Raw genomic sequence first — 23,722 nt, forward strand, 5'->3', positions numbered from 1 at the left:
GCACCCTGCCCGCCTCCACCCTCGTCCCCGGACCGGGAAGATCCGGCCGCAAGCTGGGGATGTTCCGATGAAGATGATTTCGCTCCTGCTCGGCACGGCCCTCGCCGCCGCCGCGCCCGTCGCTGCAGCGCCGATCGGCGGGCTCAAGGGCCGGGCGGTCGCCGGGGTCGAGGCGCGGGCCAAACTTGCGCAGGAGATCAACGATTCGATCTTCAGCTTCAGCGAGCTCGGCTTCCAGGAAGTCGAAACCTCCCGCTACCTGACCGATCTCCTGGAGAAGAACGGCTTCACCGTCGAGCGCGGCACCTCCGGGCTGCCGACCGGCTGGGTGGCGCGCTGGAGCCACGGCAGCGGCGGGCCGGTGATCGCGCTCGGCAGCGACATAGACGGCATCCCGAAGGCGTCGCAGAAGCCGGGCATTCCCTGGCGCGAGCCGATGGTCGAAGGTGCGCCCGGCCATGGCGAGGGCCACAATAGCGGCCAGGCGGTGAACGTGGTCGCGGCGCTCGCGGTCAAGGAGCTGATGGAGCGCGAGAATATCGCCGGCACGTTGATGCTGTGGCCCGGGGTCGCCGAGGAACTGGTCAGCGGCAAGGCCTTCATGGTACGCGACGGCGTGTTCAAGGACGTCGACGACGTCATCTTCACCCACGTCAGCAACAATCTCGGCACCGCCTGGGGCACGCCTTCCGGTACCGGCCTGGTCTCGGTGGAATACAGCTTCGCCGGCGAATCCGCCCACTCCGCAGGCGCGCCGTGGCGCGGCAAATCGGCGCTGGACGCCGTCGAGCTGATGAACATGGGCTGGAACATGCGCCGCGAACATCTTCGCCCCGAGCAAAGATCGCATTATGTGATCACGGACGGCGGCGATCAGCCCAACGTCGTTCCCTCCCGCGCCTCCGTCTGGTATTATTTTCGCGAGCAGGACTTCAAGGGCATCGCCCGGAACTTCGCCTTGGGCAACAAGATCGCCGACGCCGCCGCCGCGATGACCGACACCGTCGTCACCCGCCGGATCCTCGGCACCGCAGCGCCGCGCCACTTCAACAAGCCGATGGCCGAAGCCGCTTATGCCAATATCAAGGCGGTCGGCCTGCCCACCTGGAGCGACGACGAGCAGGCGTTCGCCAAGGCGGTGCAGAAGAGCGTCGGCGCCGACAAGCAGGAAGGTCTGGCCAAGGAACTCGACAAGTTCGAGCCGCCCTTGGCGGAGCCCAAGAGCGGCGGATCGGACGATATCGGCGACGTCAGCTGGGTCGTGCCGACGATCACGATCGGCTACCCCTCGAACATCCCCGAACTGCCCGGCCACAATTGGTCGAATGCGATCGCGATGGCGACTCCGATCGCCCACAAGGGCGTGGTCGCCGGATCGAAGGTGGTCGCGATGACGATCCTCGATCTGCTCACCAAACCCAAGCTGCGGCAGGCGGCCAAGGACTATTTTACCAACGTCCAGACCAAGGACCAGAAATACGAGCCGATGCTCTCCGCCGCCGACCGGCCGCCGATCGAGATCAACCGCGAGATCATGGCCCGCTACAAGCCCGAGCTCAGCCGCTATTATTACGATCCGGCGCGCTACCCCACCTATCTCGATCAGCTCGGGATCAAGTTCCCGACCCTCGAGAAGCCGGCGGCGCCGACGGCCCCGGCGGCGAAGGGGGACTGAGCGGCGCAAAGCGACGGTCCGAGGAACCAGGGCGTTCCTCGAACCTTGATCCGGACGGAAGGAGGTTCGCCATGTCCGTCCACGTCGTCGCCGTCGATCTCGTCGCCATCGCCTTTGCCGTGATCGGCTTTCACATGGCGTTCCGACAGCGCCTCGTCCGACGCTGGATCGGCGGGGCCGCGGCGAAACCGAAGGCCGCCAATGACGACGAGGACCCTGTTCATTACGCGCTGCTGATCTTCGGCATGATGATTCTGGCGTTCGGAATCATCCTGTTCGGCTTCACCACATTCTACGCCGTGCTCACCACCTGAACCGGCGCCGGCCTCACGTTCCTCCACGCAACGGCTCCGCCCACCCGCGGCACCGCACGGGCCATCGCCGAATGCCCGCAGCAAGCCACTGAAATCAGGCATGTTCATTTTCGGTACAGGCGGGACAGGCTGCTCATCGCCAAGGCCGGGATGTTTTCCGGGGAGTGAGAGCGAGGGGCAGCTTCATGACGATGTACGTCTACAGCACCGACGGCGAAGCGCGGGGCTTCGTCTTCGAGACGACGATTTTTGGAATGGACGGCGCGCCGCTCGGGCGGATCGTCGGTCCGCGCGTGCATCGGTTCGACGGCGCCTATGCCGGCGAATGGTTTCACCAGATGGTGGTCGACCGTCCGACGGCGCGGCCGCGCTCGCTGCCGAGCATCCCGGTTCCGGAACGCAAGAGCCCCGCTCCCGCAACCTGTCGGCGGCGCAGCGTCGCCGAATATGGCAATTACCGGGACGCGTTCGATCGACTGCTGACGAGCCCCGCCGCCGGAGCCCTGTTTGAAGCGGCGGAATAGCCATCGGGCGTCTGCGGCGGGCAATTCATGATCCTGGTCGTCGACGACGAAGCCGCCGTTCGGGCGACGATCGGCCAAGCACTTGCCGAGCTCGGTTACCGAGTACGCGCGGCGGAGACCGGCGAACAGGCGCTGGCGCTGATCCGCGAAGCACCGCCGCAGCTCGTCATCCTGGACTACGTCATGCCGGGCATGGACGGTGCCGAGGTTGCACGCCAGATCGCCGCGATCGACGCCGCGCTGCCGGTAATCTTCTCCACCGGCCACGGCGCCTTGCGCGCGCTGCGGGAGTCGGCCGGGGTCGCGGCGTCCGTGCTCGAAAAGCCGTTCACGCTGGCCGAACTGGATTCGCTCATCGCCAGGACGCTGGGCACGACGCCGCGGCTGCGCCCCGGCAGCTGAGCCGTCGTCAACCCTTCGGTAACCTCGTGCGGATAGGATTTCCCCAGATACGCGACTGAGGGGCGGAGCCGCCTAAAAGCCGGCTCCGCCTTGTCGCAGCAGCGTCGCAGCAGCCGGGCCAGATCCGATACCGGCCGAGAACGCGGTTAAGCGCGCGCTAACCATGTTCGTCAGAACTTCCTTAACCGCCCCCATCCGAAACGGAACGGGCCGCCTCGGCGGTCCCTCGAGTCGCGTATCGAGGGGGGCCGGCGCCTGACGGCGCCGGCCCACACCTGCCGAGGGCGATTGGGCCGATACGGTGGCGCGTCCTAACCAAAAATTCAGCGGTCCGGGCCTAGCGCGAGAGCAAGCGCGACCCGGAGGATTTTACCTTGTTCATCAACGCAGAACTGTCCCAGCTTCCGACCGGCGACGGCCGCAAGGCGGTCCGGCGGATCGTGAACATCGCGGCGGCCCTGCGCGAGCAGGGCGTCAGGACGGCGCCAGTCGTGCTGCTCGACATCTCCACCGGCGGCTTCAAGGCCGAGGTCGGCGACGACGTCCACGAAGGTTCGGAAGTGTGGCTGAAGCTGCCCGGCTTCGAGGCGAAGCGCAGCCGCGTGGTCTGGCGTAGGGAAAATCTGGCGGGGTGCGAGTTCGAGAGCCAGATGCACGAGCGCGACCTGGAACTGATCGTGCGCCCGGAGCCCCGCAAGGTCGTCAGGGGCATCTTCCGCCGGAACTGATCCGTTTGGCCCTGCAGACACGCTCCCCTGCAGAAGCGCCCCTCAAGGATCAGACACCGCCGGCGTAGCGCGCGATCTCCTCGAGCGGGATGCGATCGACCGGCACCCCACCCTCATCCTCGATCTGCACCCATTGGCCGCTCCAGCCGCAGCCGATCGTCCGTTCGGCACGGATCAGATCGCGCGCGCTGCGCACCGCCTGATACCAGGCCGCCTCCGCATCCGGAAGTTGCAGGCCATGTTCGTCCTTCACCTGGACGCCCTGATTTTCGAAATGAAAGTAGAAATGCGGCATGAGGTGGGCAACGCCCGATCGTTCGGCGAGTGCCACAAGAAGAGGGTTAATGCCTAGAATTCCACGGAAAATGCGAACGCCGCTGGGGCCGCGACAGCATCAGCCGCCGCGACCCCCATCTTTCGAGGCCCGGATCGGGCGCCGTGATCAGGCGGCGAGCGCAAGGGCGCGGAGCTGCTCCGTGGCGTCGGCAAGCGCGGCCTCGGCAGCCTCCGGCCCGAAGGCGAGCTTCTCGGCGCGAACGAAGGTTACGTCGGTGATGCCCATGAAACCGAGCAGATTGCGCAGGTGCGGCTCCTGGCTGTCCATCGCCGCGGCCGGTCCCTCGCTGTAGAAACCAGCCCGGCTCTCGACGACGATCGCGCGCTTGCCCTTGAGCAGGCCTTCGGGACCCGCTTCGCTATATTGGAAGGTGATCCGGGCCCGCAGCACGTGATCGAACCAGGCCTTGAGGGTGGAAGGAATGCCGAAATTGTACATCGGAGCGCCAATCACGATCAGATCGGCCTCGCGCAGCTCGGCGACCAGCTGATCGGACAAAGCCAGCGCCGCCTGGGCAGCGTCGCTCTCCGCCGGTCCGCCGCGGATCGCGGTCACGGTTTCGGCAGTCAGATGCGGCACCGGATCGGCGCCGATATCGCGGTGGACGATGGTGAGCGCGCCTTCACGGGCGCCGAGGCTCTCAACCAGCTCGCGGGTCAGCTTGCGCGAGACGGACGCTTCGCCGGTGGCGGCGCTGTCGAGAACGAGAACCTTGGTCATTGATGCCTCCTGTAACCTTGCACGAGGCGATGTATGCGCCTAGCGGCGTTGCGAGTAGCCCTACGAAACGCATCATGGTGTTGCATATGCTGGAACGCTCCTCGGTCGACCTGCTCGATGTCCTCGCCTTCGTTCGTGTGGTCGAAACCGGCGCCTTCGCCCGTGCCGCCGAGCGCATGGGCATGTCCAAATCGATCGTCAGCCGGCGCGTCGCCCGGCTCGAACAGCAATTGGGCGCGCGGCTGCTGACCCGGAGCGCCGCGGGCGCCCAGGCGACCGATGCCGGCCAGGCCTATTTCGAGCGCGCGTCGAACGTGCTCGCCGAACTGGAAGCGGCGCAGGAAGTGGTGGCGGAGGCGGTCACCCAAGTTGCGGGACCGATCCGCCTGTCGGCGCCCCTGTCGTTCGGAATCTCCTATCTGGCACCTGCGCTTGCCGAATTCGCCGCGGCCAATCCCCGTGTCGAGCTCGACATCTCGCTCGACGACCGCAACGTCGATCTGATCGCCGGCGGGTTCGACGTCGCCGTGCGGATCGGGCGACTCGAGGATTCCGCGCTGATCGCCCGCAAGATCGCGCCGGTGCGCCGCGGCCTGGTCGGCAGCCCGGCTTATGTCGAGCGCATGGGAATTCCGGGCCATCCGCGCGAGCTCACCGGCCACGACATTCTCGTCTACGGCAACGAGCAGTGGCGGTTCCGGATCGGCGACCGTTGGGAGACGATCCGCGTCCACCCGCGGATGCGCGCCGACAATGGCGAGATGCTGCGCAGCGCTGCCGAAGCGGGCTTGGGGCTGTGCCTGCTGCCGACCTTCATTGCGGCGCCGGGACTCGACAGCGGCACCCTGCTCCCGCTCCTGATCGACTATCCGCTGCAGGAAAGCGGGCTCTACGCGATGATGCCGCCGGGACGCGCGACCACGGCCCGGGTGCGCGCACTGGTCGATTTCCTCGCCGCCCGCTTCGGGCCGGAGCCGAGCTGGGACCCATGCTGGGCCGCCCGCCGGCGTTTCGACGCGGCCACGGGCGCCGCGCTTGTCGAGGCACCGCACCACGTCCTGGCGTGACATCGACCGCGGCCGTTCCCCTCTCGTCGGCGAGACGCCGAAGCTCCCTATCCCTCTTCCCTTGCCAGATCCGGAAAGGCGCGCCGGATCAAACCCGTCCCATGACGACGATGGGCGCGAAGCAGCCGAGGATCAGGCGCTTGGCATCGAATGGCGGCGCTTCCGCCGATTCCATGCGCGGATCCTGATGCATCCGCGCTTCGGCGGCTTCGAAGAAGGTCTTGTCCGGCCAGATCTGCCAGCTGAACACGATCTTCTCGCCGGGTTCGGCCGCGACCGCGCGCCGGAAATCGGTCTGCTTTCCTTCGGGCACGAAGTCTTCCCACGACTCCACGATTTCGAGACAGCCATAATCCTTGAAGAAGCGCGCGCCGTTCTCCGCCCACGCCCGGTAGGAGTCCATCCGATCGGCGGGTACCGGAATGACGAGGCCGCAAATGTACATCGCTCAGGCCCTTTCCTCCTCGTGACCCGTCAGCCGCTGCCGGATGTCGTCATAGGCGCTCTCGATCAACCGCTGCAGGGACGCGTCTTCTACGGAGCCGCCGTAGCGGAGCTTGACGTGCCGCATGCGCTTACCGCTTCCCTCCAGCAACCCGGCCGGGTCCGCGAGCGCCGCGCCGTGAAAGAAGCCGACGCTGGCATGGACCGCAAAGGCATCGACATACGCGAATGCGGCATCGTCGACGCAAGCGGTGGGACGGCCATCGTGGAGCAGCTCACGGACGTCGGTTCCGCAGCCGCGGATCCGCTCGAACCAGGGCCGCACCAGGCGCCGCAGATCGTCGTCACCGTCCGCGAACCAGGCGTCGACGCGACGATCATGCCGGATCGCATTTGCAAGCCGGAAGAGCGGGATCATGAGGCAAGAATGCCAAACCTCCGGCATGCTGTCGAGCGAAGGTGCGTTGGTCCATCTGCAGCCCTCCCCTGCCTCATGGCGACGGAAACTCCGCATATTCGGGCAGGCCGTCGCAGATCCTGTGCCAGGGCGCCTTGGAGCCGACGAAGATGTGCCCGGTCGGCACCATCGCGGGCGGATCGATCAAAGTGCCGAGAGTCACGTGGACATAGGTGCCGTCGCGCACCAGCGAGTAGAGCAACGAGCCGCAGCGGCCGCAATGGGCATCATGCGCCAATTCGTCGCCATAGCGCATCACCCGATCCTGGCCGTGAACGACGCGCAGGTGGCCGGCGGCGATGCCGGCAAAAGGCTTGAACGCCGCGCCGGTCGCACGGCGGCAGCCGGAACAATGGCAGTTCAAGGCATATTCGAAAATGTCCGGCACCTCATAGGCGATGCCGCGGCAGAAGCATTCGCCGCGCAGGAGCCCAGGCTGATCGCTCATCCTTCTCTCCTCAGGCGCGACCGAGTTTCGCGAGCGGCGCTGCCGCGCCTATCGTGTATACGGACCCGCTCGCAAAGCGCGGCGAGACGGACGAGAGCGAACCAGCCGTTTCGCCGCTGCGGATTGCTGCCGATGTCCAGCGTCCTCGCGCCGCATCGTCAAAGCGCATACCTTGCCCGTTGCGGCCGGCTCAGGAGCGCGTTCGCGGCATCGTCGCCGAGGAAACGCTCGGCCAGGGGATCCCAGCGCAGCCGCCTCCTCGTCTTCATCGCAATGTGGTGGAGCAGGCAGGTCGAGCAGGCCCGGTGGCCGATCTCGGCCGGGGCGCTCAGCGGCGCTCCGGTCCTGATCGCATCAAGCCAGTTGCGATGCTGCTCAGGCGCTTTCAGCAGATGCACTTCGTCCGGCCCGATCACGCTGGCCAGGATCTTCGGATCGCTCGCCTGCAGCGGCATGATCTGCGGCCCGCCCGGATCGCTCGCCGTCACCGATCCGCTCCGGGTGACGAAGATCCACCCCTTGTCGCCAACGAACTTCACCCCGTTGGGGAGCGCGCCGGAGATCGTCATGGTCATCCCGTTGGCATAACGGGCGTGGGTCTCGAACGGGCCGTGCACGTCCCACAGGCCGCTCTTGGGAAACTCGGCTCTGCCCCAGATTTCCACCGGGCCGCTGCGCTCCATGTCCATGCCCCAATGGGCGATGTCGACATGGTGCGAGCCCCAGCCGGTGATCATTCCGGCGCCGAACTGCTCGCAACGCAGCCAGCCCGGCCGATCCTCAAGGCTGTTCTGCGGATGGACCCGGATCTCGGTGTAATAGACTTCGGGCGTCGTACCGAGCCAGGCATCATAATCGAGATTGGCCGGAATCGGCATTGGCGGCGCCTCGGGGCCGGCGGGATCGCCGGGCAAGCCGATCTCGACATGCTTGAGTGCGCCGATCCGGCCGTTGCGGACCAGCTCCGCCGCACGGTGGAATTGCGGCCACGGCTGCTGGCCACGCTGCTGGGAGCCGATCTGGAGCTTGCGGCCGGTCGCCGCGACCGCATCGGCCATCGCCCGGCCTTCGGCGATGGTCAGCGACGCCGGCTTCTGCAGATACACGTCCTTGCCGGCGCGCACCGCCTGGATCGCCAGCGGTGCATGCTGGTGATCCGGAGTCGAGATCAGGACCGCATCGATGTCCTTGGCGGCGAGCAGTTCGCGATAGTCGGCGTGGATCCTGGTGCCCGAATAGCTCTTGCCGCTCTTCTCCGCATAGCCGGCATCGACCAAATCACGACCCGCGGCGAGCCGCCTGGTGTCGACGTCGCACACCGCGACGATCTGGGCGTCGCCATGCTTCATCACCTCCTTGATGTCGTGGCCGCGGCTGATCCGGCCGACGCCGATCGCGCCGATGGCGACACGGTTCGAGGGGGCATTCGCACCGAATACGCTGGCAGGCACGATCATCGGCGCGCCGACCGCGGCCAGGCCCTTGATCGCAGTGCGTCTGGAAAGCTGCATCCTTCCTCCTCTCAGGCCGTGACCGGCCGCGTCGCATTCTTCTGCGCGGTGAGCACCAGTTCGGCGGCGAGCAAGGCCTGCGCCTGATCCTGGGCAAGGCTGCTGCGCGTGACGATATCGGTGACGAATTGCGGGCCGAACGGCAGCCGCACATTGGAGCAGTCGATATATTCGACACCCTTCCTGTCCGCGACGATCAGGTGGTTGCCGCCTGGGCGTCCGGCGACGTCGATATATTTCCTGAGCTCGATATAGCCGTCGGTGCCGAGCAGAAACAGCCGGCCGTCCCCCCAGGTCGGCAGCCCGTCGGGCGTGTACCAGTCGACCCTGATGTAACCGGTGCCGCCATTGCCGGTGACCATCATGTCGCCGAAATCCTCGAAGCCCGGCCTGTCCGGCCAGTGCAGATTGCCGGTCTGCGCCGCGACCACATGGGCGTTGGTCGACCGCGTGTAGAACAGGAACTGCTCGGCCTGATGGCTGCCGATGTCGGTCAGGATGCCGCCATAGCGTGTCTTGTCGAAGAACCAGTCGGGACGGCTTGGCGCATTCACCCGGTGGGGCGCGAGGTTCACCGTCTGCACCACCTTGCCGATCCGGCCCTCCTCGACGAGCTGCCCGGCATGCACCGCCGCGCGCACTTCGAGGCGCTCCGAATACATGATCGCGAACTTGCGGCCGGTCTCCTTCACCGCCCGGCGAACGTCGGCGAGCTGGGCGAGCGACGTGATCGCGGGCTTGTCGCCGAGATAATCCTTGCCGGCACGCATCGCCCGGATGCCGAGCGGCGCGCGCAAATCGGGAATGGGGGCGCCGACGATCAGCTGGATGCTCTTGTCGTCGAGAATTTCCGCCTCGCTGCGTGCCAGCCGCACGCCGTTGCCGTAGCGCTTGCGAAAGGTCGCGATCTGCGCGGGATCGGCTGCATAAAAGGCGGTCGGCGTGCCGCCGCCGCGGATCATGGCGTCAGTCATGCCGTAGATGTGGGCGTGATCGAGGCCGATCACCCCGAACCGGATCCGATGCTTCGCCTCCGGTTCGGGACCGGCGGGCGCCTGCGATTCGGAGACTGCATTGCCCTGCGCCGCCGATTGCGCGAACGCGCTTCCGGCGAGCCCCGCCAATCCGGCGAGGCCGGCGCCCATCACCATCGCGCGGCGATCGAACGGATCCATCTCTTTCTCCTGTTCAGCTTCGCGGCGTCGCCGCGCTCTTCCAGTTGACGACATGATAGGTCGCCGGAACGCTGCCGACGTTGCGCAGGGCATGCGGTGCGTTGGCGGCGTTGAAGACGACCGAACCGGGCCCGATCCGCCTCCAGCTTCCGGCCGAGAGCACTTCGACATTGCCTTCGCGCACGATCACCAATTCTTCGTTGGGATGGGTGTGCGGGGCGTGCGAGCTGAGGCCAGGGTTCAACGTAGTGACGTGGATTTCGAGTTCGTCGAGGGTTGCGGTGGGCTGGCGGACGAGATTGCGGATCGCGCTGACCTCGGTCTTCTCGGGCGCAAGCCGCTCCCAATCCCACACGGCCGGCCCCAGGATCGCCGGTTTACCTTCGGCATAGGCGCCGGCGGCGCAGGTGCCGGCGACAGCCGCCAGGGCCACGATCACGTCACGGCGCGTCAATCCCATCGCGTCTCTCCTGCCCGCGCGAATCTCTGCCGCGTTCTCGTCGGAAGCAGCTTAGCCGCAAATGTCGAGTGAGAAAGCCCCTCCCCGACGATCGTCGGTGCGCCAGGCGACGCCCCGGATCCGCGTCAGAGGCCGCCCTGAAAGGCGAAAGTGAAGCGTAAAGCGTGCGGGGAAGTCGGCGCGCCTGCTTTCCGCTCGGGCGAGACTGCGACCAGGGTAAGCGACCCATCGGCGACCTGGACCGGCGTGCCCAGCGTCAGATCGACCTGCTTGCGCCAGTTGCCGCCGAATACCGTCGCGCGGAGCACGACGCGGCCGGCCCATATGCATTGGGTGTCGGCCGGGCACCGACTGTCCTCGATCAGGCGATCGGGTCGTACCCGCGGGCCCCCGGCATAAGCGAGCTGCCCGAGCGCCACCGGACCTTCGATGCCATGCGGTGGGGCGCCGCCCGCGCAACCGGCGAGTAGACCGAGCGGAACGAGGAGGAGAGGGACAGCTTTCATGCTGCGTGTGCTGCCCCCGGACAGCTTGCCGCGCAATGAACCGCTTCCACGATACCGGGGTTCAGTTCGGCCGCGGCGCGCGCAATCTCCTAGCCGCCTCTTGCACCGTCCTCGCGCGTGCCGTCGCCGGTGGCAGGGACGTCGCTATTGTCGCCATCCTCCATGCCGAAGCGTGTCGTGCCACCTTCTCCGCCTTGCTGCGGCCGGCTGCGGTCGTCCTCGGGGTTCGGGGCCGCGGTCTCGCGGTGTTCGCCTTCATCCTGCATGCGCGCTCTCCTGAGAGTGATCGCTGGTCCCAACCGACGAAAGCGGCAAGGGTTCACGGCATCCGGCGATCGGTCTGCGCAGCCCGGCGGCGGATCGCCTCCGAGACGAAGTGTTCGATGTTGATATTATGATCCCGCTCTACCGAAGCGACATAGGCCGCCAGATCGTCAGGCCTGGAATGCAGAATTCGCGCAGTGATTTGTGTGAACTCCGCCTCGGTGACGGCCGGATTGCCGCGGATCATCGATCTTTGCAGGATGGTGTGGGCAACCACCTCCAGCAACGCGCGGCGATAGGGGTCCTCGAGGAGCCGCTCCAGATCCGACGCCGTGATCGGGAATTCGAAGGCGGCGCTGAAGAAGCCGGAGTCGACCGGGAGTCCGTAGATCAACCCGCCGTCGACCTCGTCGACATGCGGCTCGTAGCCTTCGCCCAGGCGCCGCACGGCATCGCCGCTCATCGTCTCACCCCTCCCCCTTCCTGGCCGCGTGGTGTCTGTGCTGGGCATGCGTGCCGCAACCAGCCGCACCGATCAATGCGCTCCCGCCACCCGTCGATTTGCCGCTCTTCGGAAAGAATTTGGACGGCGCTCATCCAAATGGGCCCGTTCCGGCATCCACTCCATGACGGACAGGAGTGACGCTGGTGAAGCATCTCGAACAGAAGCAGGGACCGCTCGGCATTCTCGAAGAAGACAAAGCGCGGTTGCGCATCCTCTTCCTCGCCAAGCACGCGCTTTCGGGCGGGGTGCCCGACGGCGTCGACGGCACCCATGCGGTCTATCACGACGAAATGCTGAACACGCTTCGGGCGATCGGCCTCGATGTCACGCCGGCTACCGGCTTCGACGCCGTCTACCACCGGCCGGAGGCGGATTTCGTCGTGCCGCTGCTCAACCGGGCCGGCTTCGTCAACAGCGAGATGCTGGGGCCGCTACTGCTCGCGCGCCATGGTCTCCCCGCCCTGGGTGCGGCCCCGATCCTGCGCGGCCTTTCCGACGACAAACATCTGATGAAGATCGTCGCCACGCAGCTTGGCGTGCCGGTCACGCCATGGCAGACGATCCGTCGCGGCCAGGGCTCGGTGGCGCCGCCCGCCTTCGCCTGGCAGCGGCTGGTGGTGAAGCCCAATGCGAGTTCAGCTTCCTGGGGGGTCGGGATCTTCGATGCGTGGGACGCGGCGCAGGCGCATGCCGAAGCCCTCCTCGCCGCCGGTCACGATGTCATCTTCGAGCCCTATGCGCCGCTGATCGACATCGCGGTTCCGGTGATCGGCGGCCGCGGACCCTGGCTTCTGCCCGCCACCGCATATAGCCCGAGGGATGCGGGACAGCTGCGCTCCTACGAAGAGAAAAGAGGCCTGGTCAGCGTTGCCGACGATCCTCTTGAAACGATCGAGGATGCCGATCTGATCGCCCGTCTCGAAGCGCAGACCCGTCTTCTCACCGCGGAATTGTGGCCGTTCGATTATGGCCGCTTCGAATATCGCTACGATCCGGCCACCGGCGACATTCGCTTCATGGAAGTCAATCTTTCCTGCAATCTGTGGTCGCGCAAGACGATTTCCCGCGCCGCCCGCGTCGCCGGGCTCAGCCATGCCGATTTGGTCGAGACGATCGTCGCACACAGCCTGCTGCGGCAGCAGGTGGTGTGGCGCGTGGTTCACCGGCGCTAGCCGCGTGCAGTTTACGAGGCTCAATCCCAGGGCGCTTAGTTTCCGCTTCCGCTCGCCGCGGCCTTCCTGCACATCGAAGGGAGACCGCAAGGCGCCGCGGCAAGGGGAGATGAGGTGATGGATCGGGAACTTCTGCTGGCATTCGTGGCCTGCGGCTTCTTCATCGCCGTCTTCCACCTGTTGCGGCTGCGGCAGGATGCGCATCTGCACCAGACCTTGCAGGAGGCGATCCGGGCGAATTCGCCGATCGTTCCGGAACTGCTCGAACAGTTGAAGCATCGGCCGCGCCGCCGCACCCAGACGACCGGCCTCGTGCTCTTCGCCATCGCAGCGGCGATCCTCGTTGCCGGTCTCGTCCAGGGCAGCGCCGCCGAGATCAAGAGCGCGGCGGCCGCGGCCGTGTTCCCCGCCTTCATCGGCCTCGTGATCTTCTGGCGCTCGCTGCTGAAGAGGCCGGGAGGCTGAGCTGGACGAAGCCGGCGACGACGCCCTCGCCGCCGCCGCGGGCGGTGGAGACCGGACGGCGTTCAGCGCTCTGGTGCGTCGCCACGAGCGGGTCGTCCGCGGCTTCCTGATGCGGCTCGCGTCGGGCGATGCCGACGATCTCGCGCAGGAGACATTCCTGCGCGCCTGGAGCAGGGCGGAGACCTATGGCGGCGGCGGGCGCTATCGCGCCTGGCTGCTCGGCATCGCTTGGAAGACCTTTCTGATGAACGCCCGCGCACGCAAGCGCCGTCCACTCGGCAGCGCCGATCCCGCTCCGGAACGCGCCGCACCGGTCGACACGGAGCAGGAGGCGATCGTCGCCGATGCGCTCGCGCGGCTGAGGCCGGAAGACCGGGCCGCGGTGCTGCTCTGTCACCTGCTCGGCCACAGCCACCACGAAGCCGCCGAAATTCTCGGCTTCCCCTTGGGCTCGCTGAAGAGCAGGGTCGCACGCGGCACCGCGCAGTTGCTGGCGCTGCTCGGCAATGGAGACACGCCATGACGTCAACCGACACCAGCGGCGATCTTGCGCGGATGCTCGCTTTTCCCGAGCGCGGTCCCGACGAGATCTTCGTACAGCGGGTAAACCGGACGATCGACATCGAGATCGCCGATCGCCTCGCCAAACAGGCGCGCCGAGAGGCGATTATCGTCGAATTGCTCGCCGCCGGCGCCTTGCTGGTCGCGGCGCGCCAGCTGATCGCCAACGGCACCGACGTCGCCAATCTGGTGTTGCCGCTGGTCAGCGAACTCGGCGCGCTGACGATCCTCGCCGCCACCCTTTTCCTGCTGGTCGCGTTGGTCTCGGAAGAAGGGATCGAACGGACGCGTTGAGGACTGGTGCCCCGGCAAGGCGCCCGCGGCAAACCGCCGGAACACTTCCGCGCTTACGCGAACACCATCTTCCTGCGCAGCGCATAGGTCAGCTGGAACCCAGCGGCGATCCCCGCCAGCTTCGATGCCAGCGGCGGCACACCCGCATATTGCCCTGCCCCGACGATCGCTGCGGTAACGGCGAGACCGGCGACCGCGGAGACCACGAACAAGGCCTGCTGCCGCCGGCGCCCGGCACCGTGGCCGGCAAGGCGATCGCCGAAGACGAGGCGGCTGGAGGCGAGCCAATGCACGGCAATGCCCGCGCTGTAGCCGGCGACCGAGGCGGGCAGCGCTGCGATGCCGACGGCGAGGCCGGCAAGAAACAGGGACATGTCGAAGCCAAGCGCGCCGACGCTTACGGCGACATAGCGCAGGTAGACGGGTGGGATCATTGCCGTCTCAGGCGGCCAATCGCCGCGGCACCAGCCGCTCGGAGGCGAGTGCGGCGTTGCGGCCGTCGGCTTCGCCTTCGTGGCCGGATTCGTGATATTCGGCATCCTCGTTGACCGCCCAAACGTCGTAGACGCGCGCGCCCGCCTCGATGTTGCGGACGGTGAGCATGGCCGTCATCATCGCATGGTCCTGATTGTTGTAGCGGTGCATGCCGTTGCGGCCGACGAGGTGCAGGGTCGGGTACAGACGCTCCAATTCGCTGCGCATCGCCTCGACATTGTCCTTGTAGACGTCGTCATAGACGGGATAGGCCTTTTCCTGCCGCACCACCTGTCCGCCTTCGATCGCGGCCGGATCACACAGGCCGAGCACGCCCATCTCCTGCCTGGCGAGTTCGACGAGATCGGCATCGTCCATGCTCCACAGGCCATCGCCCTCGAAACAGAAATATTCGAGGCCGACGCAGGCGAGCTCGGGATCCGGCACCATTTCGGGCGACCAGCTGCGGAAATTCTGGATGCGGCCGACCTTCACCTTGCTGTCGTGGATGTAGATCCAGTTGTCGGGAAACAGGTCTTCGGAGCGGATCATCAACGCGACGGTCAGGAAATCGCGATATTTGAGGTCGGCGGCCGCCGGCAGGCTCTCGGGCAAAGGGTGGATGCGGGTGGCGAGCTCGCGCATCGGCGCCGAGGAGATGACGTGGGCGGCATCGAGGATCACCGTCTCGCCGTCCGCATCGCTCGCCGCGACCCGCCAGCGGCCGGTGGCGCCATCCTGCGAGAGCTGCTGGAGATGGTGCCCCATCAGCACCCGGTTTCCGCCGGCGACGACGAAGTCGCGCGCCGCTTCCCACATCATGCCCGGGCCCTTCCTGGGATAGCGGAAGCTTTCGAGCAGGGTCTTGGTCTCCATGCCATCATTGGGCCGGCGGTTGAGCCCGAGCGAGCGCTTCAGGCCGTCGAGCACGGCGCCGCCGAGGCTCAGCCCCTTGATCCGCTGCGAGGCCCAGTCGGCCGAGATGTCGCTGCAGGCCATCCCCCACACCTTCTCGGTATAGGTCTTGAAGAAGATCGAGAACAATTTGCGGCCGAACTGATTGACCGTCCAATCCTCGAACGAGTTCACCTGCTTGTTGGGAAACAGCTTCGACCTGGCGAACGAGGCCATGCACAGGGTCGAGCGCCAGATGCCCAGGTTCCACAGCGCCTCGAACGCACGCAGCGGATAGGAATAGAAGCGGCCTTCATAATAGATGCGGCTCATCCGCGGCCGGACGATGAAATCGTCGGGCAGGATCTCGTTCCAGAGGTCGACCACTTCCTTCGACTTGGAGAAGAAGCGATGGCCGCCAATGTCGAAGCGGAAGCCCCGATGCTCGACGGTGCGACTGATCCCGCCGACATAGACCGGGTCCTTTTCGATCACGACGACCGAATAGCCCTTCTTCGTCAGCTGATAGGCGGCGGTGAGCCCTGCCGGCCCGGCCCCGATGATCGCAACGTCGACCGAATGCCCCATGTCTCAACCCACTCCCGAAAGCCGATCCTCGCATAAGGCGGCCAAGGTTGAGGATTGGTTAAAGCAACGGTAACTTCCGTAACCGGTTCGTGAATGGGCGCAGGTGTCCGGCTCTCAACCGTCGGCGCGGCTCACGACGTCCCGATCCCATCCGACGACGATTGTTGCGCCGGCACCGCTCGGGCTGCGGCGATCCGGTCCGCAACTTGCCTCCGGGTATGACGGCCGCCGAGATGCTGTGCGATCGACAGCTTCGAATAGCCTTCGTCGACCAGGCGCCGGCGAAGCGCGTGGATGTCGCCGCATCCGCCCTCGATGGCGAGTTCGAACGCGCGTTCGATCAATGGTTTCGGCGTCATGCGGCCTCCTGTCCCGCATGCGGCGGGAAAAAGAAGGGGCCGGCAATGGGTGCCGGCCCCTCAAGGTTCAGGGTTTGCGTCGCGGGGATGAGTGCGACCGGCCCGCTCTGGCGGCGGGATTTTGCTCCACTTTGTCCGCTTCTTTTCAGACCTTGGCGGGCCTGCTCAGCTGATCAGGAACGTCGCTGCCGAACGCGCGCCGGTGCCGCGCACCGGGGCCGCCCGGAGACTCCCACCGACATGCTGAAGATGGTGTCCGTCGGTCCCGGGGAGCGCGAACGAGATGCCGCGGGGATCCGCCATTCCCGGCCTCCCCTCGAAACTGCTCGCCCGCGCGGCCGCGGCGCCCCCTTCCCTGCTCGCCAGCACGACATCGCCGTTCGGCAAGGCGCGAACATAGCGTCCCGGCGCATCGACCGCCTCGAGCGAGACGGTGCCCGCTCCGGCAAGCCCCCGAACCTGGCGGAACTGGGTGCTGGGCAAGGGGCCGTTCCCGACCACGAGAACATCCCGTTCATGCCGCACGAAGCGGCCGGGCGCGTCGGCTGGCGCGAAGCGGTCGGGGACTTCGCCGTTGCCGACCGGAATGCCGAAGTCCGGGGTGCCGTCCTCCCGGAAATAGAGGCGCTGGATACGGGTATGTCGGTTGGGATCGAACAGCGGATCGCCTTCGATCTTCTCGTAATCGCGGCCGTGATAGACGAGTATGTCGCGGCCTTGCTCGTCGACGGTGAAGCTGTTGTGTCCGGGCCCGTAGACCCTGGTCACGTCGGACGTGACGAAGACGGGTTCAGGCGACTTGGTCCATGCGTCCGCCCGCATGATGTCGGAATCGGCATCGGCGGTGAGGAGGCCCAGGCAGTAGCACGCATCGGTCGCGCTTGCCGAATAGCTGAGGAACAAGCGGCCGCCATGCTCGATCAACGCCGGTCCTTCGGCGACCTTGAACCCCCGTATTTCCCAGGGAAGCGTCGGCACCGTGAGCCGCGTCGGCGGCGCGGCGAGGGTGGTGGGTGTAGCCAGCGGCGCCAGATAGAGGTTGCTGTTGGTGTCGATCCCCGGCTCCTTCTGCGCCCAGCAGGCATAGCGCCGGCCGCGATGCACGTAGAGCGTCGAGTCCAGCGTGAACGTGTCCCACGGAGTCTGGAACTGGCCCATCAGCTCCCACGGACCGGCGAAGGCGTCGCGGCCGGTGTTGCGCAGCACATAGGTGCGGATGCGGAACGGATCGGCGGAATCGCCGGCGGCGAAGTAGATGTACCAGCGGCCGTCGATATCGTGCAGCTCCGGCGCCCAGATGTAGCCGCCGAGCTTGCCCGATCCGGGCCGTCGCCAGACCACCCGCTCCTCGGCGGTGGCGAGGCCGGCCAGGGTCGGTGCCCGGCGGATCGCGAGCCGATCATATTCGGGCACCGAAGCGGTCATGTAGTAAAGGCCGTCGCCATGCTTGAAGATGCGGGCGTCGGCCCGCTGGCGGACCAGAGGGTTGATCGGCCGCTGGGTGCCGCCGCTGTCCCCGCTCGCGTCCGGATGGGCCGTGGCACGGGACGCAAGCGCAAGGGTGGCGGCTCCGGCGACGAAGCGGCGCCGGCTGAGCAGGTTCGGGATCATGTCTTCCTCTCCTGTGGTCGTTGCCGGCGCTCTCCCGCCGGGGATCAGATCTCCTGCGGACGAGCGTCCTCGACCGCATTGGTCGGCTTCGCGCCCCACAGAGCGTAGAACAACACGTAGAGCTCGCAGACGGCGGTGAGCAGGAACGACATCTGCAGACCGTAGCGATCGGCGAGCCAGCCCTGCACGATCACCAGCGCGCCGCCGGCGATCGCCATGATCAGCAGCCCCGACCCTTCCTCGGTCAGCGGCCCGAGGCCGCGGATGCCGAGGGTGAAAATGGTTGGGAACATGATCGAGTGGAACAGACCGACGCTGATCAGCGCCCACATCGCGACATGGCCGTGGGCAAAGGTTGCGATCAGCATCACCACGAAGGCGCCGATGGAGAAGGCCGCGAGCACCTTTTCCGCCGGGATCTTCTGCATGATCGCGGATCCCAGGAAGCGGCCGACCATCATCCCGCCCCACAAGAAGGTGAGGTAGTGGCCGGCTTGCTCGTGGGTGATGTTGGCGATGTCGCGCTGCGAGACGAAGTTGACGAACAGGTTGGCGACGCCGATCTCGGCGATCAGGTAGATGAAGATCGCCGGCACGCCGAAGACGAGATTGCGGTGGCGCCAGAGCGAGTGATGCTTGCGCTCTTCGGCGGCGACCCTGCGGCTCTGCGCGCCCATGTCGGGCAGCTTGAAGCGCGCGATCACGACCGCAAGGACGACCAGCGTCACCGCGACGAGAACATAGGGGAGGATCACCGACTGGGCGTCGGCAAGGCGCTCCGCCTCGGTCAGCACCGCGCCTTCGCGCGAAGTGCCGCTGACCGAACGCCCCAGGATCAGATAGGCGCCGAACGACGGCGCCAGCATCGTCCCCGCCGAGTTCATCGCCTGGACCAGATTGAGGCGCGATGACGCGGTCTCCGGCGAACCGACCACGGCGACATAGGGGTTGGCGGCGACCTGGAGCAGGGTAATGCCGGCCGCGATCACGAACAGCATCGCCAGCGTCACGCCGTAGGATGGAATACTCGCCGCGAGCGTCATGCCCAACGCGCCGACCGCCATCACGGACAGTCCGATGACGAGGGACTTCTTGTAGCCGATCCGCTCGATCAGCTTCGCCGAGGGGATTGCTGCGACGAAATAGGCGATGAACCAGACCGATTCGATCAACGTCGTCTGGGTGTAGTTCAGGTCGAACACGCTGCGCAGATGGGGCAGCAGCGTGTTGTTGATGACGGTGATGAAGCCCCACATGAAGAACAGGCTGGCGAGCAGGGTAAGGGCTGCGCGATAGGTTTCACCGCTGCCCGGCTTCGAATTGCCGATCGGTGTGCTGGTCGGGGCCATCGCCATAAGGTACGTCTCTCTCCTCGGCCGCTCTAGCGCGGCTCCAATTGTCTGAGTATATCGACCACACGCCATCGTCAACGCGGTGCGTATCGGCAGGGCTGCAATATTGTGTTGCGCGCGGAGGAGGCTAGAAAAGGATCATGGCAGTGAGCGGGAGATCGGAAGGGCCGGATGCCCGCGCGCGACGCAAGTCGCTGCGCCTCCATGGCATGGTCGCGCGCGATCTCGGCATCCTGATCGTCTCCGGCCGGTACAAGCCCGGCGACCTGCTCGACGGCGAGATCGAGGCCAGCGACCGGCTCAACGTGTCGCGGACTGCCTATCGGGAAGCGGTCCGCATTCTCGCCGCCAAGGGGCTCGTCGAAGTGCGGCCGAAGATCGGTACCCGGATCAGCCCGCGCGACAAGTGGCATCTGCTCGATCCCGACGTTCTTTCCTGGATCTTCAAATACGAGCCCGATGAGGATCTGCTGGAAAGCCTGTTCGAGCTGCGCAAGGTGGTCGAGCCGGCCGCCGCCGAACTTGCCGCCAGGCGGCGCAGCGACGATCAGGTGGAGCGGATGCGCGACGCGCTGGAGCGGATGGCGGAGCACACGCTCGCCTCCGAAGAGGGACGGCTTGCCGACCAGGACTTCCACTCCGCTCTGCTCGAAGCGACAGCCAATCCGTTCCTGGTAAGCCTCACCAGCAGCGTCGCCGCTGCGGTGGCCTGGACGACGATCTTCAAACAGCGCCGGCAGCCGCTGCAGCGCGATCCGATCCCCGACCACCGCCGAGTCTATGAAGGGATCGCCGCCGCCAATCCGGAGGCCGCCCGCAAGGCGATGGCCGACCTCGTCGACATGGCGCTGCTCGACACCACCATGGCGCCCAAGGGCAAAGCGGGACGACGCTCCCGCGCCGCGTGATCCGATTGGATTGGGTCCGCCCAAGCTTAGCTCACACGGTTCGGGCTGAGCCTGTCGAAGCCCACCCCTTCGCTTCCCGAGCAAGAACAAGGAAGGGCTTCGACAAGCTCAGCCCGAACGGTGTTTCAGGGGTGTGGATCTTCTCGGCGAACGCTCGACGTCCGGGGCCCAAAGGCCGCGCGTGCCGGACACCATGGCCGAAGCCCAACCGGGCAGCGACGTGAAGGCCGGGCCGCGGTAGCGCCAGTGGACCAGATCGTCCGAGGTTCGCCACGGCAACAGTCCGGTTTTCTGCGACTGCTGGCCGGTTGCGAAGAGATGATAGGTGCGGCCGACCCGGATGATCGCAGGATCGTGAACCGGCACGATGTCGCCTTGCACGGCGACCGCCGGGCGACCCGAGGATCCGGCGCAGCCGGTCCCGAGCAGCGCCGCCAGGCAGAGCAAGGAGCGGCCGAAACCACCCCCTGCCCTTCGCCTCTCCGCACGTCCCGCTTACGGGAAGGAGTAGCGCACGCCGAGCGCGACCGTCCGGCTGAGGATAGTCGAGCCGAAATTGTGCGTCTCGGGGCCGCCCGCGTCGGCGAAGCGGTAATAGGACTGGCTCAGTTCGTCGGTGAGGTTGGTGGCGTCCAGGGTCACGGCGAGCCGATCGTTGAGGCTGTAGGTGAACTGGAAATCGAGGCTCTTTTCCGGCCTCCGCCAGATCCCGATCGGGTTGGCGAACAGGCGCGCCTCGTTGTTGTTGAGGAAATTCTTGCGCCATACCCAGGACAGGCGAAGCCCAACCGGGCCGCGCTCGTAGGCGCCGGTGATGTTGTAGGAGAAATCGGAGACTCCGAAGAAATCGGATTCTTCCTGACCGATGATTTCTCCGGCGGTGTTGGTCTGCGGAATGTTCTGCTTCGACTTGAGCCAGGTGAAGCTGCCCTGCGCGCCGAGCCCCTGAAGCAGGCCGGGAAGCTCCGGGAAGAAGACGAAACCGAGTTCCAGGCCCTTCAGCACGCCGTCCGACGCATTGACCGGCTGGGTGACGACGAAGCGATCGGTATTCTGCCCGGAATTGGGGACGGTGATCTGACGCCGCAGCGGCACGACCAGGCCATCGATCTCGCGGCGGAACAACGTGGCGTAAATCGCACTGTCGCGGGTAAAATACCATTCGAGCGCAAGATCGAAATTGCGCGCCTTGGTCGGTCCGAGATTGGGATTGCCGCCGCCGCCGGTGCCGTAGCCGACATTGGTGAGATCGCCAGTCAGCGTAAAATAGGGATTGAGATCGGTAAAGTTCGGCCGCCGCAGGGTCTCGCCGAAATTGAACCGGAAGCGGAGGTTGTCCATGATGTCGTAGCGCAGGGTGACGCTCGGCAGAACTTCGCTCAGCGAGCTCGAGGCGGAGCTGGATGTCAGCGTCAGCGCATCGGTGAAGTCCATGTCGGTATCGACGTAGACGTACCGGACGCCGCCCTGGACTTTGAGCGGGCGTCCGAACACTTCCTGTTCGAGATCGAGCTGCGCATAGGCCGCCAGGGTCCGCTCGTTGACGTCGAAATTCTCCCGAAGCGCGAGCTGATCGCTCAGCTGAATGCCGGGATCGACGCTGTTCCGGTAGAGTTGTCGGACCTCGTCGGCGTGGCCGATAAGATAATAGCCGTTCGCGACCAGCCAGCTGTCCGGAACGTTGGAGCGGCCATCGAAGAAGCCCTTGTTGGTCCAGTACAGGCCGGGATCCAGGGTAGAGAAGCTCTGATTGAGCGCCGGCGCGTCCTGGTTCCGTGCCGCCTCACTGGCGCCCCGGTCGTCGTAGCGCAGGCCGAAGCTGAAGCGCTTGAACGGGCCGGCGCTGAAATCATAATCGGCATCGGCGGTGATCGTGAAGGCATCGCCCTTGTTGAGATTGGCGGTGTCGTAGAATTCGCCGACCGTCCAGCTTGCCGGATCGAGCAACTCGCTATTGTCGTTGAACTCCCAGGCGGGCAGCCCGCCGCCAGAATTGAAATCCACCGACACCGAGCCGGGCACCCGCGTCGTCCGCATCGCGAGGAATTGCGATTTGAACCGGCTCGTCTGGTAGGAGATGTCGGCGTTGAGCTTGAACTGGTCGGAGAGATCCCATTTGCCGGCGAGCGCATAGACGTAGCTGTCCGTGCTCTGCTTGGTGAAATCGCCGCTGTTGAAGCCGAATGGGGCGCCGACCGTGCGGGACTTGATGATGTTGGTTCCCTCGAACAGCTCGTAGGTGGAGGCGGGGTTCGGCCCGAGATTTCCCCACCAGTCCGCAAAGGTGAAGTGAAGGTTGTTGAAGGTCGTGTTGCGGAAGCCGTCCCAGAAAAATTCGAACGTATATTCGGAGCTGCTGTTGGGCGCCCATTGCAGGGCGACGTTGACTGCCGGCCGCTCACGGTCGCCGCGGAAATCGCTGGCGAACAGAGCGTCGCGGGAGAGCAGATAGGGGTAAGGCGTGCCGTTGACGTTGATCGTGGAGCCCTGCGCATAGGGAAGGCCCCGGTCGAGTCCCGGCTCGTAAAAGTCGAAGAAACGCTGCAGCGGCGTGAAGCCGGGCGGGGGATTGTCGGCGGTGGCGAACGGCACCATTGCACCTGCGGTGATGCTCTGATCGCGATATTTCGTGCGCGCGTAGCTGACGTTGACCAGTGCGCCGATGTCGCCGATCCCGGTCTCCCAGCGCTTGCTGATCAATGCGCTGACGTTCGGATTGAACTTGTCCGCCTGCTCGTGCCAGATCCCCCGCGCAGCAACCGAGAAGGCGAGGTCCTTGAAGTCAAACGGACGGCGGGTGAACACGTCGATCTGGCCGGCGATGCCGGTCTCGATCTGCTCCGCCGCCCGCGTCTTGTAGACGTCGATCCGGCTGACGAGGTTCGCGGGGATGTCCTGCAGTGCGAATTGCCGCCCGGACGCCGTGAAGATGGCGCGGCCGTTCCACGTCGTGGTGATATCGGGCAGACCGCGAATCGAGATCGCATTGGCTTCGCCGCCGGTGCGGCCGGTCACCTGAATACCGGGCACGCGCTGCAAGGCGTCCACCACATTGTTGTCGGGCAGCTTGCCGATATCCTCGGCGACCACCGACTCGATGATCTGGGTCGCCTCGCGCTTGTTCTGCAGGCCCTCGATGATGCTGGCGCGAACGCCGGTGACGATGATCTCCTCGTCTGCGGCCGTACCCGGATCATCGGCAGCCGTAACGGCACCCGACGGCGCTACCGGAACATCTTCCTGAGACTGGTCCTGCGCCAAGGCGGGCGCTGCGGCCCCGCCGACGATCAGAAACGATGCGGACCAGAAAAGCCGTGCCTTGAACGACATGTCTATCCCCTCTCCATGGAGCTCTCTTCAGGAGCCGTTAACTCAGACATAATCCGCTTCGATCGCGAGAGGCAAGCGACAATCGTATTAACTCGTACAATTGAGAAGATCGTTGCAGAGAGGCAACGACGCTGGCGATTGATCGAGCGGCCGCCACTGGATATGTCTGAGTAAACC

The 23,722-nt window shown here is 65.9% G+C and carries 29 protein-coding genes; 11 read left to right on the forward strand and 18 right to left on the reverse strand.

The genetic code is table 11. From position 1 onward, the window contains the following. The first annotated feature begins 67 nt into the window (after positions 1 to 67). The 5 genes from ETR14_RS01885 (at position 68) to ETR14_RS01905 (ending at position 3,643) form a co-directional block, all read left to right on the forward strand. On the forward strand, positions 68 to 1,675 hold the full coding sequence (locus ETR14_RS01885; RefSeq protein ID WP_129383102.1) for an amidohydrolase: 1,608 nt from the start codon (positions 68 to 70) through the stop codon (positions 1,673 to 1,675). Positions 1,676 to 1,746: 71 nt separating this feature from the next. Continuing rightward, complete coding sequence (locus ETR14_RS01890; protein ID WP_129383103.1) at positions 1,747 to 1,989, forward strand: hypothetical protein; 243 nt, start codon at positions 1,747 to 1,749, stop codon at positions 1,987 to 1,989. A 185-nt stretch (positions 1,990 to 2,174) separates the two neighbouring features. Then, positions 2,175 to 2,513, forward strand: coding sequence for a hypothetical protein (locus ETR14_RS01895; RefSeq protein ID WP_129383104.1), 339 nt, complete (start codon positions 2,175 to 2,177; stop codon positions 2,511 to 2,513). 27 nt (positions 2,514 to 2,540) lie between these two features. Next, positions 2,541 to 2,915: a response regulator gene (locus tag ETR14_RS01900; RefSeq protein WP_129383105.1), complete on the forward strand. Its 375-nt coding sequence runs from the start codon at positions 2,541 to 2,543 to the stop codon at positions 2,913 to 2,915. Between the two features lie 374 nt (positions 2,916 to 3,289). Next, positions 3,290 to 3,643: a PilZ domain-containing protein gene (locus ETR14_RS01905; protein ID WP_129383106.1), complete on the forward strand. Its 354-nt coding sequence runs from the start codon at positions 3,290 to 3,292 to the stop codon at positions 3,641 to 3,643. Positions 3,644 to 3,692: 49 nt separating this feature from the next. Here the strand turns inward: ETR14_RS01905 and ETR14_RS01910 are convergent, their stop codons facing one another. Further along, complete coding sequence (locus tag ETR14_RS01910; RefSeq protein WP_129383107.1) at positions 3,693 to 3,938, reverse strand: hypothetical protein; 246 nt, start codon at positions 3,936 to 3,938, stop codon at positions 3,693 to 3,695. A gap of 147 nt (positions 3,939 to 4,085) precedes the next feature. After that, positions 4,086 to 4,700 (reverse strand): FMN-dependent NADH-azoreductase, encoded by a 615-nt coding sequence (locus ETR14_RS01915; protein ID WP_129383108.1) that lies wholly within the window; start codon positions 4,698 to 4,700, stop codon positions 4,086 to 4,088. 74 nt (positions 4,701 to 4,774) lie between these two features. On the opposite strand from ETR14_RS01915, the gene ETR14_RS01920 reads away from it, so the two are divergent. Then, positions 4,775 to 5,767 carry a LysR family transcriptional regulator gene (locus ETR14_RS01920; RefSeq protein ID WP_206185941.1) on the forward strand — a complete coding sequence of 331 codons (993 nt, stop codon included), beginning with the start codon at positions 4,775 to 4,777 and terminating at the stop codon, positions 5,765 to 5,767. Between the two features lie 88 nt (positions 5,768 to 5,855). On the opposite strand, the gene ETR14_RS01925 is transcribed toward ETR14_RS01920, so the two are convergent. The 9 genes from ETR14_RS01925 to ETR14_RS01960 form a co-directional block, all read right to left on the reverse strand. Then, positions 5,856 to 6,212 (reverse strand): DUF1428 domain-containing protein, encoded by a 357-nt coding sequence (locus tag ETR14_RS01925; RefSeq protein WP_129383109.1) that lies wholly within the window; start codon positions 6,210 to 6,212, stop codon positions 5,856 to 5,858. Positions 6,213 to 6,215: 3 nt separating this feature from the next. Then, entirely contained in the window at positions 6,216 to 6,629 is a 414-nt protein-coding gene (locus ETR14_RS01930) for a DUF1801 domain-containing protein (RefSeq protein ID WP_129383110.1), read from the reverse strand. Between the two features lie 73 nt (positions 6,630 to 6,702). Further along, a complete protein-coding gene (locus ETR14_RS01935) occupies positions 6,703 to 7,116 on the reverse strand; it encodes a GFA family protein (RefSeq protein ID WP_129383111.1) in 414 nt (137 codons plus the stop codon). Positions 7,117 to 7,274: 158 nt separating this feature from the next. Continuing rightward, positions 7,275 to 8,627, reverse strand: a complete 1,353-nt coding sequence (locus ETR14_RS01940) for a Gfo/Idh/MocA family protein (RefSeq protein ID WP_129383112.1) — start codon at positions 8,625 to 8,627, stop codon at positions 7,275 to 7,277. 11 nt (positions 8,628 to 8,638) lie between these two features. Further along, complete coding sequence (locus tag ETR14_RS01945; protein WP_129383113.1) at positions 8,639 to 9,802, reverse strand: Gfo/Idh/MocA family protein; 1,164 nt, start codon at positions 9,800 to 9,802, stop codon at positions 8,639 to 8,641. Positions 9,803 to 9,815: 13 nt separating this feature from the next. Next, the gene (locus ETR14_RS01950) at positions 9,816 to 10,262 is read right to left on the reverse strand and encodes a cupin domain-containing protein (protein ID WP_129383114.1); all 447 of its coding nucleotides are present in this window, start codon (positions 10,260 to 10,262) and stop codon (positions 9,816 to 9,818) included. 125 nt (positions 10,263 to 10,387) lie between these two features. Next, positions 10,388 to 10,768, reverse strand: a complete 381-nt coding sequence (locus tag ETR14_RS01955; RefSeq protein ID WP_129383115.1) for a hypothetical protein — start codon at positions 10,766 to 10,768, stop codon at positions 10,388 to 10,390. An 89-nt stretch (positions 10,769 to 10,857) separates the two neighbouring features. After that, positions 10,858 to 11,034 (reverse strand): hypothetical protein, encoded by a 177-nt coding sequence (locus tag ETR14_RS28085; RefSeq protein WP_165356271.1) that lies wholly within the window; start codon positions 11,032 to 11,034, stop codon positions 10,858 to 10,860. A 53-nt stretch (positions 11,035 to 11,087) separates the two neighbouring features. Continuing rightward, positions 11,088 to 11,495, reverse strand: coding sequence for a hypothetical protein (locus ETR14_RS01960; RefSeq protein ID WP_206185942.1), 408 nt, complete (start codon positions 11,493 to 11,495; stop codon positions 11,088 to 11,090). A gap of 185 nt (positions 11,496 to 11,680) precedes the next feature. Here ETR14_RS01960 and ETR14_RS01965 point away from each other — a divergent pair, with 185 nt between their 5' ends. From ETR14_RS01965 to ETR14_RS01980, 4 genes are all read left to right on the forward strand, one after another. Next, positions 11,681 to 12,709: a phosphoribosylglycinamide synthetase gene (locus tag ETR14_RS01965; RefSeq protein WP_243455721.1), complete on the forward strand. Its 1,029-nt coding sequence runs from the start codon at positions 11,681 to 11,683 to the stop codon at positions 12,707 to 12,709. 117 nt (positions 12,710 to 12,826) lie between these two features. Continuing rightward, positions 12,827 to 13,174 (forward strand): hypothetical protein, encoded by a 348-nt coding sequence (locus ETR14_RS01970; protein WP_129383116.1) that lies wholly within the window; start codon positions 12,827 to 12,829, stop codon positions 13,172 to 13,174. Positions 13,175 to 13,247: 73 nt separating this feature from the next. Beyond that, on the forward strand, positions 13,248 to 13,697 hold the full coding sequence (locus tag ETR14_RS01975) for an RNA polymerase sigma factor (protein WP_206185943.1): 450 nt from the start codon (positions 13,248 to 13,250) through the stop codon (positions 13,695 to 13,697). Beyond that, on the forward strand, positions 13,694 to 14,029 hold the full coding sequence (locus tag ETR14_RS01980) for a hypothetical protein (RefSeq protein ID WP_129383118.1): 336 nt from the start codon (positions 13,694 to 13,696) through the stop codon (positions 14,027 to 14,029). The genes ETR14_RS01975 and ETR14_RS01980 overlap by 4 nt, the downstream gene beginning before the upstream one ends. 53 nt (positions 14,030 to 14,082) lie before the next feature. On the opposite strand, the gene ETR14_RS01985 is transcribed toward ETR14_RS01980, so the two are convergent. The 5 genes from ETR14_RS01985 to ETR14_RS02005 form a co-directional block, all read right to left on the reverse strand. Beyond that, positions 14,083 to 14,463, reverse strand: coding sequence for a GtrA family protein (locus ETR14_RS01985; protein ID WP_129383119.1), 381 nt, complete (start codon positions 14,461 to 14,463; stop codon positions 14,083 to 14,085). A 7-nt stretch (positions 14,464 to 14,470) separates the two neighbouring features. Next, positions 14,471 to 15,985, reverse strand: a complete 1,515-nt coding sequence (locus tag ETR14_RS01990; RefSeq protein ID WP_129383120.1) for an NAD(P)/FAD-dependent oxidoreductase — start codon at positions 15,983 to 15,985, stop codon at positions 14,471 to 14,473. A 131-nt stretch (positions 15,986 to 16,116) separates the two neighbouring features. Further along, complete coding sequence (locus ETR14_RS01995) at positions 16,117 to 16,344, reverse strand: hypothetical protein (protein WP_129383121.1); 228 nt, start codon at positions 16,342 to 16,344, stop codon at positions 16,117 to 16,119. A gap of 165 nt (positions 16,345 to 16,509) precedes the next feature. After that, positions 16,510 to 17,955 carry a family 43 glycosylhydrolase gene (locus tag ETR14_RS02000; RefSeq protein ID WP_129383122.1) on the reverse strand — a complete coding sequence of 482 codons (1,446 nt, stop codon included), beginning with the start codon at positions 17,953 to 17,955 and terminating at the stop codon, positions 16,510 to 16,512. A gap of 44 nt (positions 17,956 to 17,999) precedes the next feature. After that, positions 18,000 to 19,310 (reverse strand): sugar MFS transporter, encoded by a 1,311-nt coding sequence (locus ETR14_RS02005; RefSeq protein ID WP_129383123.1) that lies wholly within the window; start codon positions 19,308 to 19,310, stop codon positions 18,000 to 18,002. A 137-nt stretch (positions 19,311 to 19,447) separates the two neighbouring features. Here ETR14_RS02005 and ETR14_RS02010 point away from each other — a divergent pair, with 137 nt between their 5' ends. After that, on the forward strand, positions 19,448 to 20,215 hold the full coding sequence (locus tag ETR14_RS02010) for a FadR/GntR family transcriptional regulator (RefSeq protein WP_129383124.1): 768 nt from the start codon (positions 19,448 to 19,450) through the stop codon (positions 20,213 to 20,215). Positions 20,216 to 20,323: 108 nt separating this feature from the next. Here the strand turns inward: ETR14_RS02010 and ETR14_RS02015 are convergent, their stop codons facing one another. Then, complete coding sequence (locus tag ETR14_RS02015) at positions 20,324 to 20,581, reverse strand: family 43 glycosylhydrolase (RefSeq protein WP_165356272.1); 258 nt, start codon at positions 20,579 to 20,581, stop codon at positions 20,324 to 20,326. Between the two features lie 129 nt (positions 20,582 to 20,710). Beyond that, positions 20,711 to 23,545, reverse strand: a complete 2,835-nt coding sequence (locus tag ETR14_RS02020; RefSeq protein ID WP_129383126.1) for a TonB-dependent receptor — start codon at positions 23,543 to 23,545, stop codon at positions 20,711 to 20,713. Positions 23,546 to 23,722: the final 177 nt, after the last annotated feature.

The sequence above is a fragment of the Sphingosinicella sp. BN140058 genome, assembly GCF_004135585.1.
GTDB lineage: Bacteria > Pseudomonadota > Alphaproteobacteria > Sphingomonadales > Sphingomonadaceae > Allosphingosinicella.

What these genes read in the sequence shown, in the direction of transcription:
- ETR14_RS01885 (WP_129383102.1), top strand. Translation starts at nt 68, where the DNA reads ATGAAGATGATTTCGCTCCTGCTCGGCACGGCCCTCGCCGCCGCCGCG.
- ETR14_RS01890 (WP_129383103.1), top strand. Translation starts at nt 1,747, where the DNA reads ATGTCCGTCCACGTCGTCGCCGTCGATCTCGTCGCCATCGCCTTTGCC.
- ETR14_RS01895 (WP_129383104.1), top strand. Translation starts at nt 2,175, where the DNA reads ATGACGATGTACGTCTACAGCACCGACGGCGAAGCGCGGGGCTTCGTC.
- ETR14_RS01900 (WP_129383105.1), top strand. Translation starts at nt 2,541, where the DNA reads ATGATCCTGGTCGTCGACGACGAAGCCGCCGTTCGGGCGACGATCGGC.
- ETR14_RS01910 (WP_129383107.1), bottom strand. Translation starts at nt 3,938, where the DNA reads ATGCCGCATTTCTACTTTCATTTCGAAAATCAGGGCGTCCAGGTGAAG.
- ETR14_RS01915 (WP_129383108.1), bottom strand. Translation starts at nt 4,700, where the DNA reads ATGACCAAGGTTCTCGTTCTCGACAGCGCCGCCACCGGCGAAGCGTCC.
- ETR14_RS01920 (WP_206185941.1), top strand. Translation starts at nt 4,775, where the DNA reads ATGGTGTTGCATATGCTGGAACGCTCCTCGGTCGACCTGCTCGATGTC.
- ETR14_RS01925 (WP_129383109.1), bottom strand. Translation starts at nt 6,212, where the DNA reads ATGTACATTTGCGGCCTCGTCATTCCGGTACCCGCCGATCGGATGGAC.
- ETR14_RS01930 (WP_129383110.1), bottom strand. Translation starts at nt 6,629, where the DNA reads ATGATCCCGCTCTTCCGGCTTGCAAATGCGATCCGGCATGATCGTCGC.
- ETR14_RS01935 (WP_129383111.1), bottom strand. Translation starts at nt 7,116, where the DNA reads ATGAGCGATCAGCCTGGGCTCCTGCGCGGCGAATGCTTCTGCCGCGGC.
- ETR14_RS01940 (WP_129383112.1), bottom strand. Translation starts at nt 8,627, where the DNA reads ATGCAGCTTTCCAGACGCACTGCGATCAAGGGCCTGGCCGCGGTCGGC.
- ETR14_RS01945 (WP_129383113.1), bottom strand. Translation starts at nt 9,802, where the DNA reads ATGGATCCGTTCGATCGCCGCGCGATGGTGATGGGCGCCGGCCTCGCC.
- ETR14_RS01950 (WP_129383114.1), bottom strand. Translation starts at nt 10,262, where the DNA reads ATGGGATTGACGCGCCGTGACGTGATCGTGGCCCTGGCGGCTGTCGCC.
- ETR14_RS01955 (WP_129383115.1), bottom strand. Translation starts at nt 10,768, where the DNA reads ATGAAAGCTGTCCCTCTCCTCCTCGTTCCGCTCGGTCTACTCGCCGGT.
- ETR14_RS28085 (WP_165356271.1), bottom strand. Translation starts at nt 11,034, where the DNA reads ATGCAGGATGAAGGCGAACACCGCGAGACCGCGGCCCCGAACCCCGAG.
- ETR14_RS01960 (WP_206185942.1), bottom strand. Translation starts at nt 11,495, where the DNA reads ATGAGCGGCGATGCCGTGCGGCGCCTGGGCGAAGGCTACGAGCCGCAT.
- ETR14_RS01970 (WP_129383116.1), top strand. Translation starts at nt 12,827, where the DNA reads ATGGATCGGGAACTTCTGCTGGCATTCGTGGCCTGCGGCTTCTTCATC.
- ETR14_RS01980 (WP_129383118.1), top strand. Translation starts at nt 13,694, where the DNA reads ATGACGTCAACCGACACCAGCGGCGATCTTGCGCGGATGCTCGCTTTT.
- ETR14_RS01985 (WP_129383119.1), bottom strand. Translation starts at nt 14,463, where the DNA reads ATGATCCCACCCGTCTACCTGCGCTATGTCGCCGTAAGCGTCGGCGCG.
- ETR14_RS01990 (WP_129383120.1), bottom strand. Translation starts at nt 15,985, where the DNA reads ATGGGGCATTCGGTCGACGTTGCGATCATCGGGGCCGGGCCGGCAGGG.
- ETR14_RS01995 (WP_129383121.1), bottom strand. Translation starts at nt 16,344, where the DNA reads ATGACGCCGAAACCATTGATCGAACGCGCGTTCGAACTCGCCATCGAG.
- ETR14_RS02000 (WP_129383122.1), bottom strand. Translation starts at nt 17,955, where the DNA reads ATGATCCCGAACCTGCTCAGCCGGCGCCGCTTCGTCGCCGGAGCCGCC.
- ETR14_RS02005 (WP_129383123.1), bottom strand. Translation starts at nt 19,310, where the DNA reads ATGGCGATGGCCCCGACCAGCACACCGATCGGCAATTCGAAGCCGGGC.
- ETR14_RS02010 (WP_129383124.1), top strand. Translation starts at nt 19,448, where the DNA reads ATGGCAGTGAGCGGGAGATCGGAAGGGCCGGATGCCCGCGCGCGACGC.
- ETR14_RS02020 (WP_129383126.1), bottom strand. Translation starts at nt 23,545, where the DNA reads ATGTCGTTCAAGGCACGGCTTTTCTGGTCCGCATCGTTTCTGATCGTC.